General features: G+C 69.3%; 14 protein-coding genes and 1 tRNA gene. 6 read left to right on the top strand and 9 right to left on the bottom strand.

Annotated features, from left to right (window positions below):
* Positions 1 to 196 precede the first annotated feature (196 nt).
* The 3 genes from AB2U09_RS15120 (at position 197) to AB2U09_RS15110 (ending at position 4,746) form a co-directional block, all read left to right on the top strand.
* The gene (locus AB2U09_RS15120) at positions 197 to 829 is read left to right on the top strand and encodes a TetR/AcrR family transcriptional regulator (RefSeq protein ID WP_459193558.1); all 633 of its coding nucleotides are present in this window, start codon (positions 197 to 199) and stop codon (positions 827 to 829) included.
* A gap of 135 nt (positions 830 to 964) precedes the next feature.
* Entirely contained in the window at positions 965 to 2,905 is a 1,941-nt protein-coding gene (locus tag AB2U09_RS15115; RefSeq protein ID WP_459193557.1) for an ABC transporter ATP-binding protein, read from the top strand.
* Positions 2,902 to 4,746: an ABC transporter ATP-binding protein gene (locus tag AB2U09_RS15110; RefSeq protein ID WP_459193556.1), complete on the top strand. Its 1,845-nt coding sequence runs from the start codon at positions 2,902 to 2,904 to the stop codon at positions 4,744 to 4,746. The genes AB2U09_RS15115 and AB2U09_RS15110 overlap by 4 nt, the downstream gene beginning before the upstream one ends.
* Positions 4,747 to 4,804: 58 nt before the next feature.
* On the opposite strand, the gene AB2U09_RS15105 is transcribed toward AB2U09_RS15110, so the two are convergent.
* Complete coding sequence (locus AB2U09_RS15105) at positions 4,805 to 5,221, bottom strand: SRPBCC family protein (protein WP_459193555.1); 417 nt, start codon at positions 5,219 to 5,221, stop codon at positions 4,805 to 4,807.
* A gap of 163 nt (positions 5,222 to 5,384) precedes the next feature.
* Between AB2U09_RS15105 and AB2U09_RS15100 the strand changes: the two genes are divergently transcribed.
* The 3 genes from AB2U09_RS15100 to AB2U09_RS15090 all read left to right on the top strand — a co-directional run bounded on the left by AB2U09_RS15100 (position 5,385) and on the right by AB2U09_RS15090 (position 7,602).
* On the top strand, positions 5,385 to 5,624 hold the full coding sequence (locus AB2U09_RS15100) for a DUF2249 domain-containing protein (protein ID WP_459193554.1): 240 nt from the start codon (positions 5,385 to 5,387) through the stop codon (positions 5,622 to 5,624).
* Between the two features lie 62 nt (positions 5,625 to 5,686).
* Entirely contained in the window at positions 5,687 to 6,319 is a 633-nt protein-coding gene (locus AB2U09_RS15095; protein ID WP_459193553.1) for a DUF7998 family protein, read from the top strand.
* Positions 6,320 to 6,405: 86 nt separating this feature from the next.
* The gene (locus AB2U09_RS15090; protein ID WP_459193552.1) at positions 6,406 to 7,602 is read left to right on the top strand and encodes an MFS transporter; all 1,197 of its coding nucleotides are present in this window, start codon (positions 6,406 to 6,408) and stop codon (positions 7,600 to 7,602) included.
* Positions 7,603 to 7,627: 25 nt separating this feature from the next.
* Here AB2U09_RS15090 and AB2U09_RS15085 read toward each other — a convergent pair whose 3' ends face one another.
* The 8 genes from AB2U09_RS15085 to AB2U09_RS15050 all read right to left on the bottom strand — a co-directional run bounded on the left by AB2U09_RS15085 (position 7,628) and on the right by AB2U09_RS15050 (position 13,338).
* Entirely contained in the window at positions 7,628 to 9,040 is a 1,413-nt protein-coding gene (locus AB2U09_RS15085; RefSeq protein ID WP_459193551.1) for an outer membrane protein assembly factor BamB family protein, read from the bottom strand.
* A 231-nt stretch (positions 9,041 to 9,271) separates the two neighbouring features.
* Positions 9,272 to 9,352 (bottom strand) — tRNA-Ser (locus AB2U09_RS15080).
* A gap of 80 nt (positions 9,353 to 9,432) precedes the next feature.
* The gene (locus AB2U09_RS15075) at positions 9,433 to 10,248 is read right to left on the bottom strand and encodes a DUF6159 family protein (protein ID WP_459193550.1); all 816 of its coding nucleotides are present in this window, start codon (positions 10,246 to 10,248) and stop codon (positions 9,433 to 9,435) included.
* Between the two features lie 172 nt (positions 10,249 to 10,420).
* Entirely contained in the window at positions 10,421 to 10,663 is a 243-nt protein-coding gene (locus AB2U09_RS15070) for a DUF7981 family protein (protein WP_459193549.1), read from the bottom strand.
* On the bottom strand, positions 10,663 to 11,040 hold the full coding sequence (locus tag AB2U09_RS15065) for a Rid family detoxifying hydrolase (RefSeq protein WP_459193548.1): 378 nt from the start codon (positions 11,038 to 11,040) through the stop codon (positions 10,663 to 10,665). Before AB2U09_RS15065 ends, AB2U09_RS15070 begins: the two co-directional genes overlap by 1 nt.
* Positions 11,041 to 11,085: 45 nt before the next feature.
* A complete protein-coding gene (locus AB2U09_RS15060) occupies positions 11,086 to 11,589 on the bottom strand; it encodes a DUF8162 family protein (RefSeq protein WP_459193547.1) in 504 nt (167 codons plus the stop codon).
* Between the two features lie 105 nt (positions 11,590 to 11,694).
* Entirely contained in the window at positions 11,695 to 12,036 is a 342-nt protein-coding gene (locus AB2U09_RS15055; protein WP_459193546.1) for a glutaredoxin family protein, read from the bottom strand.
* 99 nt (positions 12,037 to 12,135) lie between these two features.
* A complete protein-coding gene (locus AB2U09_RS15050; protein WP_459193545.1) occupies positions 12,136 to 13,338 on the bottom strand; it encodes an inorganic phosphate transporter in 1,203 nt (400 codons plus the stop codon).
* Positions 13,339 to 13,429 lie beyond the last annotated feature (91 nt).

The raw sequence follows: 13,429 nt of genomic DNA, 5'->3' as shown, positions 1-13,429 counted from the left end.
CGACGTCGACAACCGGATCGACGACCACAGCGCCGACACCGACGCCGAAAGCTACGACGCCGACGATAGCGCCGGTGTCGAGCGAGACGGACCGGGCGACCCCGCCCCGACGCCAGCCCACTGACGCCCCGGCGGGTCGCGGAACCACCTTCCGTAACCATCACCTATTTGTTTGTTTGATTGCTCAATCAACCCCATGAGCGATAGTTCGGACGGGAGCGCCGGGGACGACCCCGACGAACCGTCGACCGAGGACGAGATCCGGTGGGCGGCATTCGACGTGCTGGTGTCGGACGGGTTCGACGACTTCACGACCCACGCCGTCGCCGACGCCGCCGGCGTGAGCCAGTCGCTGGTCCACCACTACTACGACACGAAGGAGGATCTGGTCTTCTCGATGTTCACGAACGGGCTGGACCACCTCACCGAGGAGGTCCGCGAGCGGGCCGACAGCGACGACCCGCGCGAGCGACTGCTGGAGCTCGCCCGGTTCATGCTCAGAGAGCCCGAGGGCGACGACGACGTCGTCGGGTTCTCGCGGATGCTCCTCGAGATCGAGGCGCAGGCCCCCTACGACGACCGCCTGCGCGAGGCCGTCGAGTACGACTCCGACTTCCTGGAGGAGTTCGTCGCCGACGCCGTCGCGGAGGGGATCGAGTCCGGGCAGTTCCGCGAGGTCGATCCCGAGCCGTTCGCGGTCACCTTCGTCGCGGCCATCCGCTCGGGCCAGAACCGCCGCGCCATCTTCGCCGACGACGCGAGAGTCGGACCGGTCCTCGACGGACTGGAGGCGATGGTCGACGACTACCTCGCCGGGGGCGACGCGTGATCGGACGCTCGGCGCGGACGGTTCTACGAAGTCGTGCTAACACCCCACACCCCACCGGTAGCGATATCCGGGCACCGCCGACAGATCGCTGTACGCTGCGGCGCCGGTTCCCGAGCCCCCGTGACGGTGATACACGTGAGTGAGTCCCCCGAGTCGTCCAACTTCGACGTCCCCGACGGCGTCGGCAATCCCCTCTGGCACCTGATCCGTCGGTACGCCACGCCGTACGTGCCCAGATACGTCGTCGCGGTCGTCGGGACGGCGCTCGCGCAGGTCCCCCAGCGGGTGCCGGCGCTCGTCGTCGGCGTCGCGCTGGACGCGATCCTCCTGTCGAGTACGCCCTACACGCTCCCGGGCGTCCCGACCGGCTGGATCCCGAACACGACCGGGGGGCAAGTCACCTTCACCGTCGGCCTGCTCGCGGCGGCGTACCTCCTCGACGGCGGGCTGAGCTGGATCGCCGGCCGGATCGCCGGGACCGCCCGCCTGCGGACGCTCCACGACATCCGCGTCGACACGTTCGACGCGCTGGTCGGCCGCGAACTGGGCTTTTTCGACGAGCGCCAGACGGGCGACGTGATGAGCGTCCTCAACAACGACGTGAGCAATCTCAACGGCTTCGCCGACAACGCCGTCCAGGGACTGCGCTTCGTCACGCAGATCGCCGTCGCCTTCGCGTTCATGGCGACGCTGCACGTCCGGCTGGCCGCGCTGTTGCTCGTGTTGCCGGTCGGCCTCGCGCTGGTCGGCCGCTGGTACACGACCCGCGTCGAGACGGTCTACGAGCGCGTCCGCGAGAGCGTCGGCGCCGTCAACTCGCGGCTGGAGGACAGCATCGACGGTATCGCGACAGTCAAGAGCTTCGCCCGCGAGGACCGCGAGCGCGACGCCGTCGCGTCGTCGTCCCGCGAGTACCGCGACCGCAACTGGTCGGTTATCCGCCTGCGCCTCATCTTCAACTACGCCAGCTGGTCGATCGCCTCCTTCTCGTTCATCGGGCTGTTCGCCGTCGGCGCGTACATCAACCTCAACGGCGCGCCGCCGGTCCTCGGCCACTCGCTGACCGCCGGGACGCTGCTCACCTTCCTCCTCTACAGCAAGTCCTTCTACGGCCCGATCCGCCAGCTCATGCTCGACGTGCTCGACAGCTACGAGAACGCGCTGGCCTCCAGCAAGCGCATCGTCGCCGTCCTCGAGACCGACCGCGACGCGACCGAGACCGGCGCGGACCTCGACGTCTCGGAGGGTCGCATCGAGTACGATAGCGTCGACTTCAGCTACCGCGGGAGCGACGAGCAGATCCTCTCGGACGTGAGTTTCGCCGCCGAACCCGGCTCGCTGGTCGGCATCGTCGGCCCGACCGGCGCGGGCAAGTCGACCATCACGAAGCTCCTGTTCCGGTTCTACGAGGCCGACGAGGGGAGCGTCCGGATCGACGGCACCGACGTGCGCGAGGTCTCCCCGCGCAGCCTGCGCGAGCACCTCGGCTACGTCTCGCAGGACCCGTTCCTCTTCTACGGGACGATCCGCGAGAACGTCGCCTACGGCATCGACGATCCGGACGACGGCGAGATCGTCGCGGCGGCGAAGCTGGCGGGCGCCCACGAGTTCGTCACCGGCCTCGACGACGGCTACGACACGCAGGTCGGCGAGCGCGGCGAGAGCCTCTCGGGCGGCCAGCGCCAGCGGATCGCCATCGCCCGCGCGCTGCTGCGCGAGCCGGAGATCCTCGTGCTCGACGAGGCGACCAGCCACGTCGACAACGAGACCGAACGGCAGATCCAGGAGAGCATCGACGCGCTCGCCGGTCAGCGGACGACGCTGGCCATCGCCCACCGGCTCTCGACCGTCCGCGACGCCGACACCATCGTCGTCGTCGACGACGGCCGCGTCGTCGAGCAGGGCACCCACGAGGAACTGCTCGACCGCGACGGGCTGTACGCCGACCTCTGGAAGGTGCAGGTCGGCGACCTCGACGCCGTCTCGGAGGCGTTCCTGGAGCGCGCCCGCGCGGCTGATCACGTCGAGGGGGACGAACCGCCGGAACCGGTCGCGGACGGGGAGGGGCCACGATGAGCGACCGCGAGTCCGGGCGGATCGCGGCGGCGGCCGAGGACGTTCGCCGGCCGCTGGTGTCGCTGATCCGCGACGGCGGCCGCGGCGACCTGCGGTGGCTCGGGTTCGGCTCGCTCTCCGCGGTCGGCGCGCAGTTCCTCTCGAACGTCGACATGTTCATCATCGGGCTGGCCTTCGACGCGATGTTCAACGGGCTGCCCTACGACCTGCCGCTGGTACCGACGGGGTGGGTCCCGACGGAGCCCACGCCACAGCTGGCGTTCACGGTCGCGCTGCTGGTCGGGATCAAACTGCTCGACATGACCCTCGGCGTCCTCGCGCAGTACTCGTTCCTCCTGTTCGCCCAGCGGACGCTCCACCGGATCCGCGTCGACGCCTTCGACACGGTCCAGCGCCTCGACATGGGATTCTTCGACACCCAGCAGACCGGCGAGGTGATGAGCGTCCTCAACAACGACGTCAACTCGCTGGAGCGGTTCCTCGAAGTCGGCCCGGACCTGGGGACCGCCGCCGCCGCGATGTTCGTCAGCTCGCTGGTCTACATGGCGCTGCTCAACTGGCGGCTCGCGCTCATCTCGATCGCGGTCGCACCCGTGCTCGTCGCCGTCAACCACTGGTTCGGCAACCGCCACGAGGCCAGAAACGACGACGTCCGCGAGGAGACCGGCGTCCTGAACGCCCTGCTGGAGACGAACATCAGCGGCATCCAGACCGTCAAGGCGTTCGGCGGCGAGGGCCACGAGACCGACCGCGTCGAACGCCAGTCGGCCACCCACCGGACGGCGAGCTGGCGGGCCCACCTCGTCGGCGTCCGCCACCAGCCCGCGCTGCGCATGCTCGCCGGCCTCGCGTTCGTCGCGACGCTGTTCGTCGGGACCGAATGGGCCATCAACAGCCGCTTCTGGTTCCTGCCGGGCACGATCACCGCGGGCGAACTCGTCCCGTTCATGTACTACACGCAGAACCTCGTGCTCCCGGTCCGCTTCGCCGCGTGGGTGACCGGCCTCTACAAGGCCGGGACCTCCTCGGCCAAGCGCATCCTCGGCGTCCAGCGCATCGAACCGCCCCGCGACGACGGGACGACCGAACTCGTCGACCCCGAGGGTCGCGTCGAGTACGACGGCGTGAGCTTCGCCTACCCCGGTACCGACGAGCCGGTACTCCGCGACGTCGACCTCGACGTGGAGCCCGGCGAGACCGTCGGTCTCGTCGGCGAGACCGGCGCCGGGAAGTCGACGCTGCTGAAGCTCCTGCAGGCCTACTACGACCCCGACGAGGGGAGCGTCCGCGTCGACGGAACGGACGTGCGCGACCTCTCGCGGGCGTCGCTGCGCCGGTCGATCGGCTACGTCGCGCAGGACCCGTTCCTGTTCACCGGCACAATCGCCGAGAACATCGCCTACGGCGTCGACGGCGCGACCGACGCCGAGATCGAGGCTGCCGCGAGAGACGCCGGCGCCCACGAGTTCATCGCCGACCTGGAGGCGGGCTACGAGGCCGAAGTCGGTGAGCGCGGCGTGAAGCTCTCGGGCGGCCAGCGCCAGCGCATCGCCATCGCGCGGACGCTGCTGGCCGACCCACCGATGATGGTCCTCGACGAGGCGACCAGCCACGTCGACAACCGGACCGAGGTGCTGATCCAGCGCTCGCTCGACGAGGTGACCGCCGACCGCACGACCTTCGTCGTCGCCCACCGCCTCTCCACGGTCCGCGACGCCGACCGCATCGTCGTCGTCGACGACGGCGAAATCGTCGAACAGGGCAGTCACGAGGAGCTACTGGACCACGACGGCAAGTACGCCGACCTCTGGACGGTGCAGGTCGGCGCCGTCGGGGACTAATCGGAGCGGAACAGCCGCTAGAACGGGATCAGTCCCGGCGGATGTGCCGGCGATCCACTCATCCCCCGAACTGCTCCTCGAGCCAGTCGAACTGCTGTTCGAGTTCGTGGCGGCGCTGGCGTTTGATCACGGTCGAATCGAGAATCTGGCCGACCAGCGCCACGTCGAGCGCGAAGTCGGTCGTCGCGGTCACCTCGGAGGCCCCGTCGCCGACCGGTTCGACCCGGTACTCGGTGTCCATGACCTCGAAGAAGCCGTCGGCCTGCTCGTAGGCGAGGTCGGCGTCGGTGTCGACGACGCGGAGGTCGAGGGTGACCGTCGCGAGGCCGACCTGGTTCTCGAGGTGCATGTCGTCGCCGTCGACGGTCACCTCGGTGAAGCCGGCGGCGAGCATGAACGACTCCAGGTCCTCCATGGCCGCGCGCACTCGCTCGGGCGGGGCGTCGATTCGTCGCGAAACCGTGACCGACTGCATGTCCGACCCCACACAGTCCAGCCCCGTCAGTGTCACGCCGTACCGGTTCGGAGGCGAGGGGTTCGGCCCCGCGAGCCGGGCCGGGCTCGACGACCAACCAGCCGGGAATCGACCCGAACGTCTTCGGCACAACGCGCTCGCCCGGCGGCCTCCAATTCGGGATATGGCCAGCGAAGACCCCACGGAAGTAACGCGGACCCTCGACGCACGGGAGATCGACGGCGAGCCGTTCGGTGACATCATGAGTGCGCTGGAGGAACTACCTGAGGACGGCACGCTGCGCCTGATAAACAGTTTCGAGCCGGAACCGCTCTACGGCGTGCTCGCCGAGCGCGGCTTCGACCACGACACCGAGCAGGTGGACAGCGACGAGTGGCACGTCCACATCCGCCACGCCGAGTGATCGCGAGCGGTCCCGAACGAGTTCGGGACGAGGCATAGCCGGACGGGAACCCAAAATGGGGTATGGTCAGCGTTCCATCGCCGTTCGGCGCGGACGAGGACACCTTCGACGCCTACGACGAGTTCGTGCCGGAGAACGTCCCCGTTCCGGGGGAGTTCCTCGACGGCCACCGCGCGCTCGCGGACCGCGAGCACCTCGCCGTCCACCGGCTCGCGCGCGAGCTGTTCGAGGAGCGGGCGGTCTACGACATGACGTTCGGGTACAACCTCGCGCGGCTGAACTGCGACACCCGCCACCCCGACGCGGGGTACCGGTACGCCGTCGAGGACGCCGACCGGCTGGCCGCGGAAGACGAGGACCTGCCGGCGATGCCCGACGACGCCCGCGTCCTCCGCGCCGAGTTCACGCCGACGACCGCCTTCTGCCCGCAGAGCGACACGCTCACGAAGGGGTCGTTCCGCGCGTGGAACGGCCTCGCCGACCGCCACGAGTTCGACCTCGTGCGCGTCCGCGTCGCGCCGCTGCACCAGCGCGCCGCGCCGATCAACGCCGCGCTACGCGAGATGGAGGCGACCTACGTCGAGACCGGCGAGATGCCGGAACCGAAGGACAGCGGCGGGCCGGGCCCGGACACGGAGATCGACGGGGAGATCCCCGGTTCCCCCGAGCCCGACGGGTCGCAGACGCCGTTCTGATATCCCGTCGGAGCGGCCGGTCGGGGGCGACGGTCCCGGCGCACATTCGACACACCGATAGTGCTCTCGTCCCACGTCCCGGGTGAATGACGAAGTCGCGCGACCGCTGGGCGCTGGCGGCAATGGTTTTCGCCGTGTTACTGGCGCAGGTGCTCCTGTACCCGGGCGTCGACCGACTGGTCGGCGCGCTCGGCGCGACGACGGATCTCGACGCGAGCATGTGGTTCCTCGCCGCGGAGTTCGCCGCGTTCGTCGCCTTCGCCGGCGTCTGGGGCGCCGCGAGCGACCGCGCCGGCCGGCGGACGCCGTTCATCGCCGCCGGCGCGTTCGGCGGCGCAGTGGGGTATCTGGTGCTCGCGCTCGCGCCCGGATTCCTCTCGCTGTCGTTCGGCGCCGTCCTCGCGCTCCGCGCGCTTCAGGGGGCGGCGACCATCGGCGCCTTCTCGCTCGCGATGACGATGCTGATGGACCTAGACGGCGGGCACGGCCGGAACATGGCCGCCGCCGGCGCCGCCATCGGCGGCGGGACAGCCACCGGCGCACCGCTCGGCGGCCAGCTGTACGAGATCGACGCCTTCGTCCCGCTGTACCTCGCGAGCGCGCTGCTGGTCGGCGTGGGTCTGCTCGCGCTCGTGGTCGACGACCGTGCACCCTCCGGCGACCGGAACTCCGTCGCCCGCGCGCTGGCTGGGTTGCGGCGGACGCCGACGCTTCTCGTCCCCTACGCGTTCGGCTTTCTCGACCGTCTCACCGCCGGCTTCTTCGCGCTCGTCGGCACGCTGTACTTCCGGTCGGCGGCCGGGTTCAATCTGGATCCGGGGGCGACCGGACTGATGCTCGCGCTGTTTTTCGCGCCGTTCGCCCTCCTGCAGTACCCGATGGGCATCCTCTCGGACCGAGTGGGCCGCACGCTGCCCATCGTCGCCGGGTCGGCCTGTTACGGGCTCGTGGTCATCGCGATCGGCCGGGCGCCGACCGCGGAACTCGCAGGCGCGGGGATGCTCGCCGTCGGCGTCCTCGGCGCGCTGATGTCGCCCGCGACGATGGCGCTCGTGACTGACCTGGCGAGCGAGCGCGAGCGCGGCGTCGCGATGGGCGGGTTCAACATCTTCGGTAGCCTGGGCTTCCTAGCCGGCGTCGTCGTCGGCGGCAGCGTCGCCAGTGCCTACGACTACCCCACCGCCTTCCTCGTCGCCGGCGGACTGGAAGTCGTCGTCGCGCTCGTCACGATTCCCGTGTTCCTGCGCCTGAGCGTCGGCCGAACGGCGACGTTCGCCGACTGAGCGTGGCGACAGATCCCGGAGTGGGTCACTCGTCGGTGACGCAGTAGAGGCTCCCGTCCGCAGACCCGATGAAAAGGTTCCCGTCGGCGACGGCCGGCGAGGAGTCGACGTAGTCGTCGAACGTCACGCGCCACTGTTCGGTCCCGTCCTCGCGGGCGACCGCGAGCGCGCCGTCGCCGCTGCCGACGTAGACGCGGTCGCCGACGACAGCAGGCGAGGAGCGGAAGTCGCGGTCGGTCTCGTGCGTCCAGACCTCGCTCCCATCTGCGCGGTCGAGCGCGAAGAGTCGGCCCGCCGGCCCGCGCTCGGGCGTCGACGTCGCCGCCGCGGTCGCCCCCTCACCGTCGTCGAGGGTGAGGCTCGCACCGCGGTAGCCGTAGGCGCCGAGGTACACCCGGTCGTCGGTCACGGCGGGCGAGGACTTGACGTTCCCGAGGTCGAGGTCGGTCGACCACTCGGTGTCGCCCGTCGCCGCGTCGAGCGCGACGAGGCGACCGGCAGCGTGGACCGCGACGTACACCGTCCCGTCGGCGACGGTCGGTGGGACGAGAACGGCCGCGCTGTCGTCCGCTGCAGCGGTCGCCGAGCGGGACCAGACCGCCTCGCCGCTTCCCGCTTCGAGTGCGAACACCTCACCTGTGTGGTTGCCGACGTAGACGCGCCCGTCGGCGAACGCCGGCCCCGTGAACCAGTCTTCGGGGCCTTCGAACGACCACCGCTCCGCTCCGGATTCGGCGTCGAGTGCGACGACCTTGCCGGCTTTCGAGCGGTCGGTGTCGCCGCTGACGACCATCGGCATGTCGCCGGCGGTCCCGACGTAGACGGCGTCGTCCCGGACGGCGAGTGTCCGGCTGTGGAAGTTCTGCTCCGTGTCGTGGCGCCAGACTTCCTCGCCGCCGGTCGTCAGCGCGTACACTACACCATCGGCGTCGGCGGTGTAGACGCGTCCGTCGGCGACAGTCGGGGCCGTCTCGACGTAGCTCGTCGTCTCGAACGTCCACAGTTCCTCGCCCGACTCGACGTCGAAGGCGTAGACGGCGTCCGCAGCACTTCCCGTATAGACGACACCGTCGGCGACCGTCGGCGGACAGAGCACGGTCGGTGCGTCACCGATAGCCGACCACTCGACGGTGCCGTCCGACGGGCCGACGCCGTTCGGACGATAGCCAGTGTTGGCGTCGTTCGCCCCGAACGTCGGCCACGCTCGCGATGGTTCGATGGTGGCCGTCGGCTCGTTGTCGGTCGCGGACTCGGTCGGCGATTCTGCGGCGGAACTCGTCGGGGCAGAATCCGCGGTTCCCTCGGTGGGTCCGTCGGTCGCCCCGACGGCTTCCCCTCCAGCCGGTTCCGTGTCCGTCTCGGGCGCCGCTTCGAGACAGCCCGCGAGGGCTACGGTGCCGAGACCGACCAGTCGACGGCAGAGCGACCGTCTGTTCATACGTTTGAAACGAACCAGGTGGCAGAAATGTCTTGTGGGGCGACACCCGACACAGTGCTCGTGGCAGTTCAGCGGTGCGGGGCGAAACCAGCGTCCGCGCGCCTTCGGCGCGCGGTTCACCGAATTCGCGCGGAGCGCGAATTCGGCCTTTTTGCCCCATCTTTTTGCGGCTCGGGTTCCCCGCAGCGAGCCGCTGGCTCGCGAGGAAACCCGAGCCGTAAAAAGGTGGTACGCCAGGACTGGGATTTGAACCCAGAATCCCAAAGGGAACACGCTTTCCAGGCGTGCGCCTTACCGTTCGGCCATCCTGGCTCAGGTGTAGCTACCGGAGTCGGCCGATTAAGGGTTTTCGTTCTGGACCGACGATCGGCGCGCCGTCCGACGGCCAGCGACTACGGAGTTTGACGGAAGTCGACGGATTCGAACGCCTCGGGCGTGCGGTCCTCGGTTGCGTAGACGTAGAGGGCGGTCTTGGCCGTCGCGCCCAGCGCGTTGCCGAAGACGGCGGCGACGACAACGACGCCGCCGCCGATGGCGAGCGCGCCGACGAACCCGACCGTCGATCCGCCGAGCGCGACGAAGATCACGACCGCGAGCGCCAGTCCGACGAAGGTGAACGCGGCGGTGATCAGCGAGATGCCGAACTCGGCGCCGGCGGTCTCGCCCCAGGTGTTCTTGAACGTCTCGCCGCTGCGGCGGAACATCTCGCCGACGCCGACGTCCTCGAAGACGATGACCGGGACGATGAAGTAGGTGATGACGCTCCAGGCGACGCTGAACAGCGCCGCGGCGATCTCCGCGACGAGGTTGTCCTGCGACTCGATCGCCCTGAGGAGGACGCCGACGGTCGCGGCGACGACCGCCCAGACGAAAAGGGGCGTCCGGTGACGCCAGGCCGCCCGCAGCCCCTCGCCGACCGTCGGTTCGCGCCCGTCGAACACCTCGCGAGCGCTGTACACCAGCGCCGCGTTGAAAAACGAGGCGAGGAAAGTCAATCCGAGATAGAGGACGAACAGCACCGCGTAGGTCAACACGTCCGATTCGAAGCCGCCGAAGACGAACGATCCGCCGAGGATCAGCGTCAGAAACGCGAGCCCGGCGATCCCGCTGATGACCGGAAACACCGCCAGCGACGGCTGCGTGCGCAACACTCCGAAGCTGTCTCGCGCCAAACCCCAGCCCGTTCGCAGTCGCGTCAGGAATCCCATGGGGGAGGCACAGCCCCGCCCGGCCAATATACGTTACGGATGCTACATGTTCGACACTCCGCTTCCGTGCGGTCCGTGCCGAGCGGGGATGGGCGATCCCCGTATCTACAGTCCGAGATATCTACAGTCTGAGAGAAGTTTCGCGATGTGGGGACAGCGTGACGGGTGCGGCCTACGGCAGTCGCGCTCCCGCAGCGTAGGTCAGCAGGGTGGCGACCGCCGCCACGACCAGCGCCACGATGATCTTGATGCCGATGCCGACCCCGAGGTCGCCCACGAGTTCGTACCCCTGTACGAGCACGAGGAAGGACAGTCCCCCGACGACGCCCCACAGGAGACTCGACCGGGCCCGCGGTGAGAGGGGCAGCGCGGAAGCGGGGCCGGCGTCCGCAGTCGGGGAGTCGTCGCCGGCCATCACTTCGTCGCGACGGCCTCGATCTCGACGCCGACGCCCTTCGGGAGTTCGTCGACGCCGACGGCGCTGCGGGCCGGTGGCTCGTCGTCGAAGAAGGTCTCGTAGGTGTCGTTCATCGCGTCGAAGTCGTCGATGTCGTCGAGGAAGACCGTGACCTTCAGCACGTCGTCCATGCTCGCGCCCGCCTCCTCGAGGATGGCTTCGACGTTCTCCAGCGACTGCTGGGTCTGGACGTCGACGTCGGCGTCGTCGAGGAGTTCGCCGTCGGGAGTCAGGGGGATCTGCCCCGCCGTGAACACCAGATCGTCCGTCTCGGTGGCCTGGCTGTACGCCCCCACGGCCGCGGGCGCCGCGTCGGTGTCGACGATGCGTTTCATACCCGGAGTGGCGACCGCGACCGGCTTAAAACTCGGTGGCCCGGTCTACTCGCCCGGGTAGTAGTAGAACACCATCGCGACGAACAGCGGGACGGTCGTCATCGCCGCGTACCAGACCGCCCCGAAGAAGAGGAAGAGTCGGGACACCACGGCGTCTTCGACCCAGTCGTAGCCGAGTGCCGGGAGGGCGAACGCCGCGAGGGCCCAGACGGCCAGGACGAAGGCCGGGTTGCCGAGCACGACGATAGTAGCGACCGCGTCGTCGGTCGGCGCGTTCGTCAGCGTCCAGAACAGCACCGCCGTGTGGACCGCCCCGACCACGACGAACCCCACGAGATAGTTGCCCAGCCAGTGGTTCGTCGGTCCGATCTCGAACAGCCGGCGGACTCGCGTCGACGCCGCGAACGGGATCCACAGCCCCCCGACGACGAGCCCCGGAAGGACCAGCGCAAGCACGAGGAACGCGGTGCCGAGGAGTGTGCCGGCCACGTCGCTCCCGAGTGACGCCATCGCTGTTCCCAGGAGCGGCCAGCTGACGACGGGGACCATGCTCGGAACTCCGACCACCCGCAAGAAGAGTCTTGTGCAACAGTTGATACGTCAGCAGATGGTTCGAGCGGGCGTCAGGCCGTCAGCAGATGGTTCGAGCGGGCGTCAAGCGGTCACCTTCGGTTCGAGGTCGCCGCGCTCGTCGAGCTGTTTGAGGATGTCGCTGCCGCCGACGAACTCGCCGTCGACGAACGTCTGGGGGATGGTCTCGCGGCCGCTGTGGCGTTCGAGCGCAGCGCGGAACTCGTCGAGCGATTCGAGCGTGTCGACCACTTCGACGTCGTCGCGGTACTGCTTGAGGAGCGTCAGCGCCCGGTCGGAGTAGCCGCACTGGGGCATCATCTCCGTGCCCTTCATGAACAGGACGACCTCGTTGTTCTCGATGGCGTCGTCCACGCGCTCGTCGACCTCGTCCTGGGGAAGGCTCTCGTTGGGATCGAACGTCATACCCGTGTGCTGGCGCCCCTCGTGGAAACCTCTTGCGACGACCGGCGCTGCGTCACCGTTGCCGCCGACGACAACACTCGATGAAAGCCCACTGCGTCGTCACCCGAGCACGGCGGCGAACACGCGGTAGAGGCCGAAGCCGATGGCGATGGAGGCGACGAGCGTGATGATCCAGAACGCGAGGGTGACGCCGATCTTCCGCCGGGAGACGCCCGCGGACCCGCCGGCGAGGCCGCTACCGATGACGCCGGAGATGATGATGTTGTTGAACGAGATGGGGATGCCCAGCGCGATGGCGAGCTGGGCGATGATGAACCCGGGGACGAGCGCGGCGATAGACCGGCGGATCCCCAGCGAGGCGTACTCCCGGGAAGTCGCCTGGAGGAGCCGCGGCGCGCCCATCCAGGCGCCGCCGAGGATCCCGACGGCGCCGATAGCGAGCAGGACGATGCTCGGGAGGCCGAGTTCCGCAGTGTAGAGGTTCTCCAGCGGCCCCGTGGCGAGGCCGACCTGGCTCCCGCCGCTGGAGAAGGCGACGACGCTGCCGAGGACCACGAGAAAGGTCCGGATCCCCCTGTCGACCGACTGCTGGGTCCGCCGGCGGATGAACTGGAAGCTCAGGGCGGCGAACGCGACCGTCACGACGACGACCGTCGGCTCGACGGCCGCGACCGCGGGCAGATCGGCGAGGTCTGCGGCGAAACCCGCCAGGGAGTTCTGTTCTGCGCCGGGGCCGGAAGGGATGATCCCCAGCTGGACGTTGGCGACGATCGCGCCGACGACGGCCGCGAGCAGCGGGACGCCGACGGTCTCGGGGATGTCGTCCCGGCGGAGGATCGTGGCGGTGAGGTAGGCGAGTCCACCCGAAACGGGGGGGACGAGGACCCAGAAGGTCACGATCCGGCGGTACGTGTCGAACGCGGGGTCGCCGCCCAGCGAGCGGCCGACGCCGACCATGGCGCCGGTCGTGGCGAAGGCGGCGGGGACGGGATACCCGGTGTAGACGCCGAAGGCCATGAACGCGGTCGCGGTGAGCAGCCCGGCGGTCGCCGCCAGCGACGTGATCGCGACCCCGTCGATGAGGCCCGCCCCGACCGTCTCGGAGATGGCACCACCCTGTGTCAGTGCGCCGAGCGCGGCGAGGATACCGATGAGGAAGGCGGCGCGCATCGTCGAGATGGCGCTGGCGCCGATAGCGGGGGCGAAGGGAGGCGAGTTGCTGTTGGCGCCCAGCGCCCACGCCGTCAACAGGCTGGTCACCGTGGCGAGGACGACCAGGGCCCAGAAACCGACACCCGGCACGTTCACGACCCCCTGTCGACTGACGGCGCGATCATTGCCGGCACGTTGTGTCGGCGACCGAATAAACTTCGTGCCGGCCGAGCTGACTGAC

This window comes from Halosimplex yunnanense (assembly GCF_054504345.1).
Note: the sequence above shows the minus strand (reverse complement) of the source record. Positions and strands in the feature narration are given on the sequence as shown.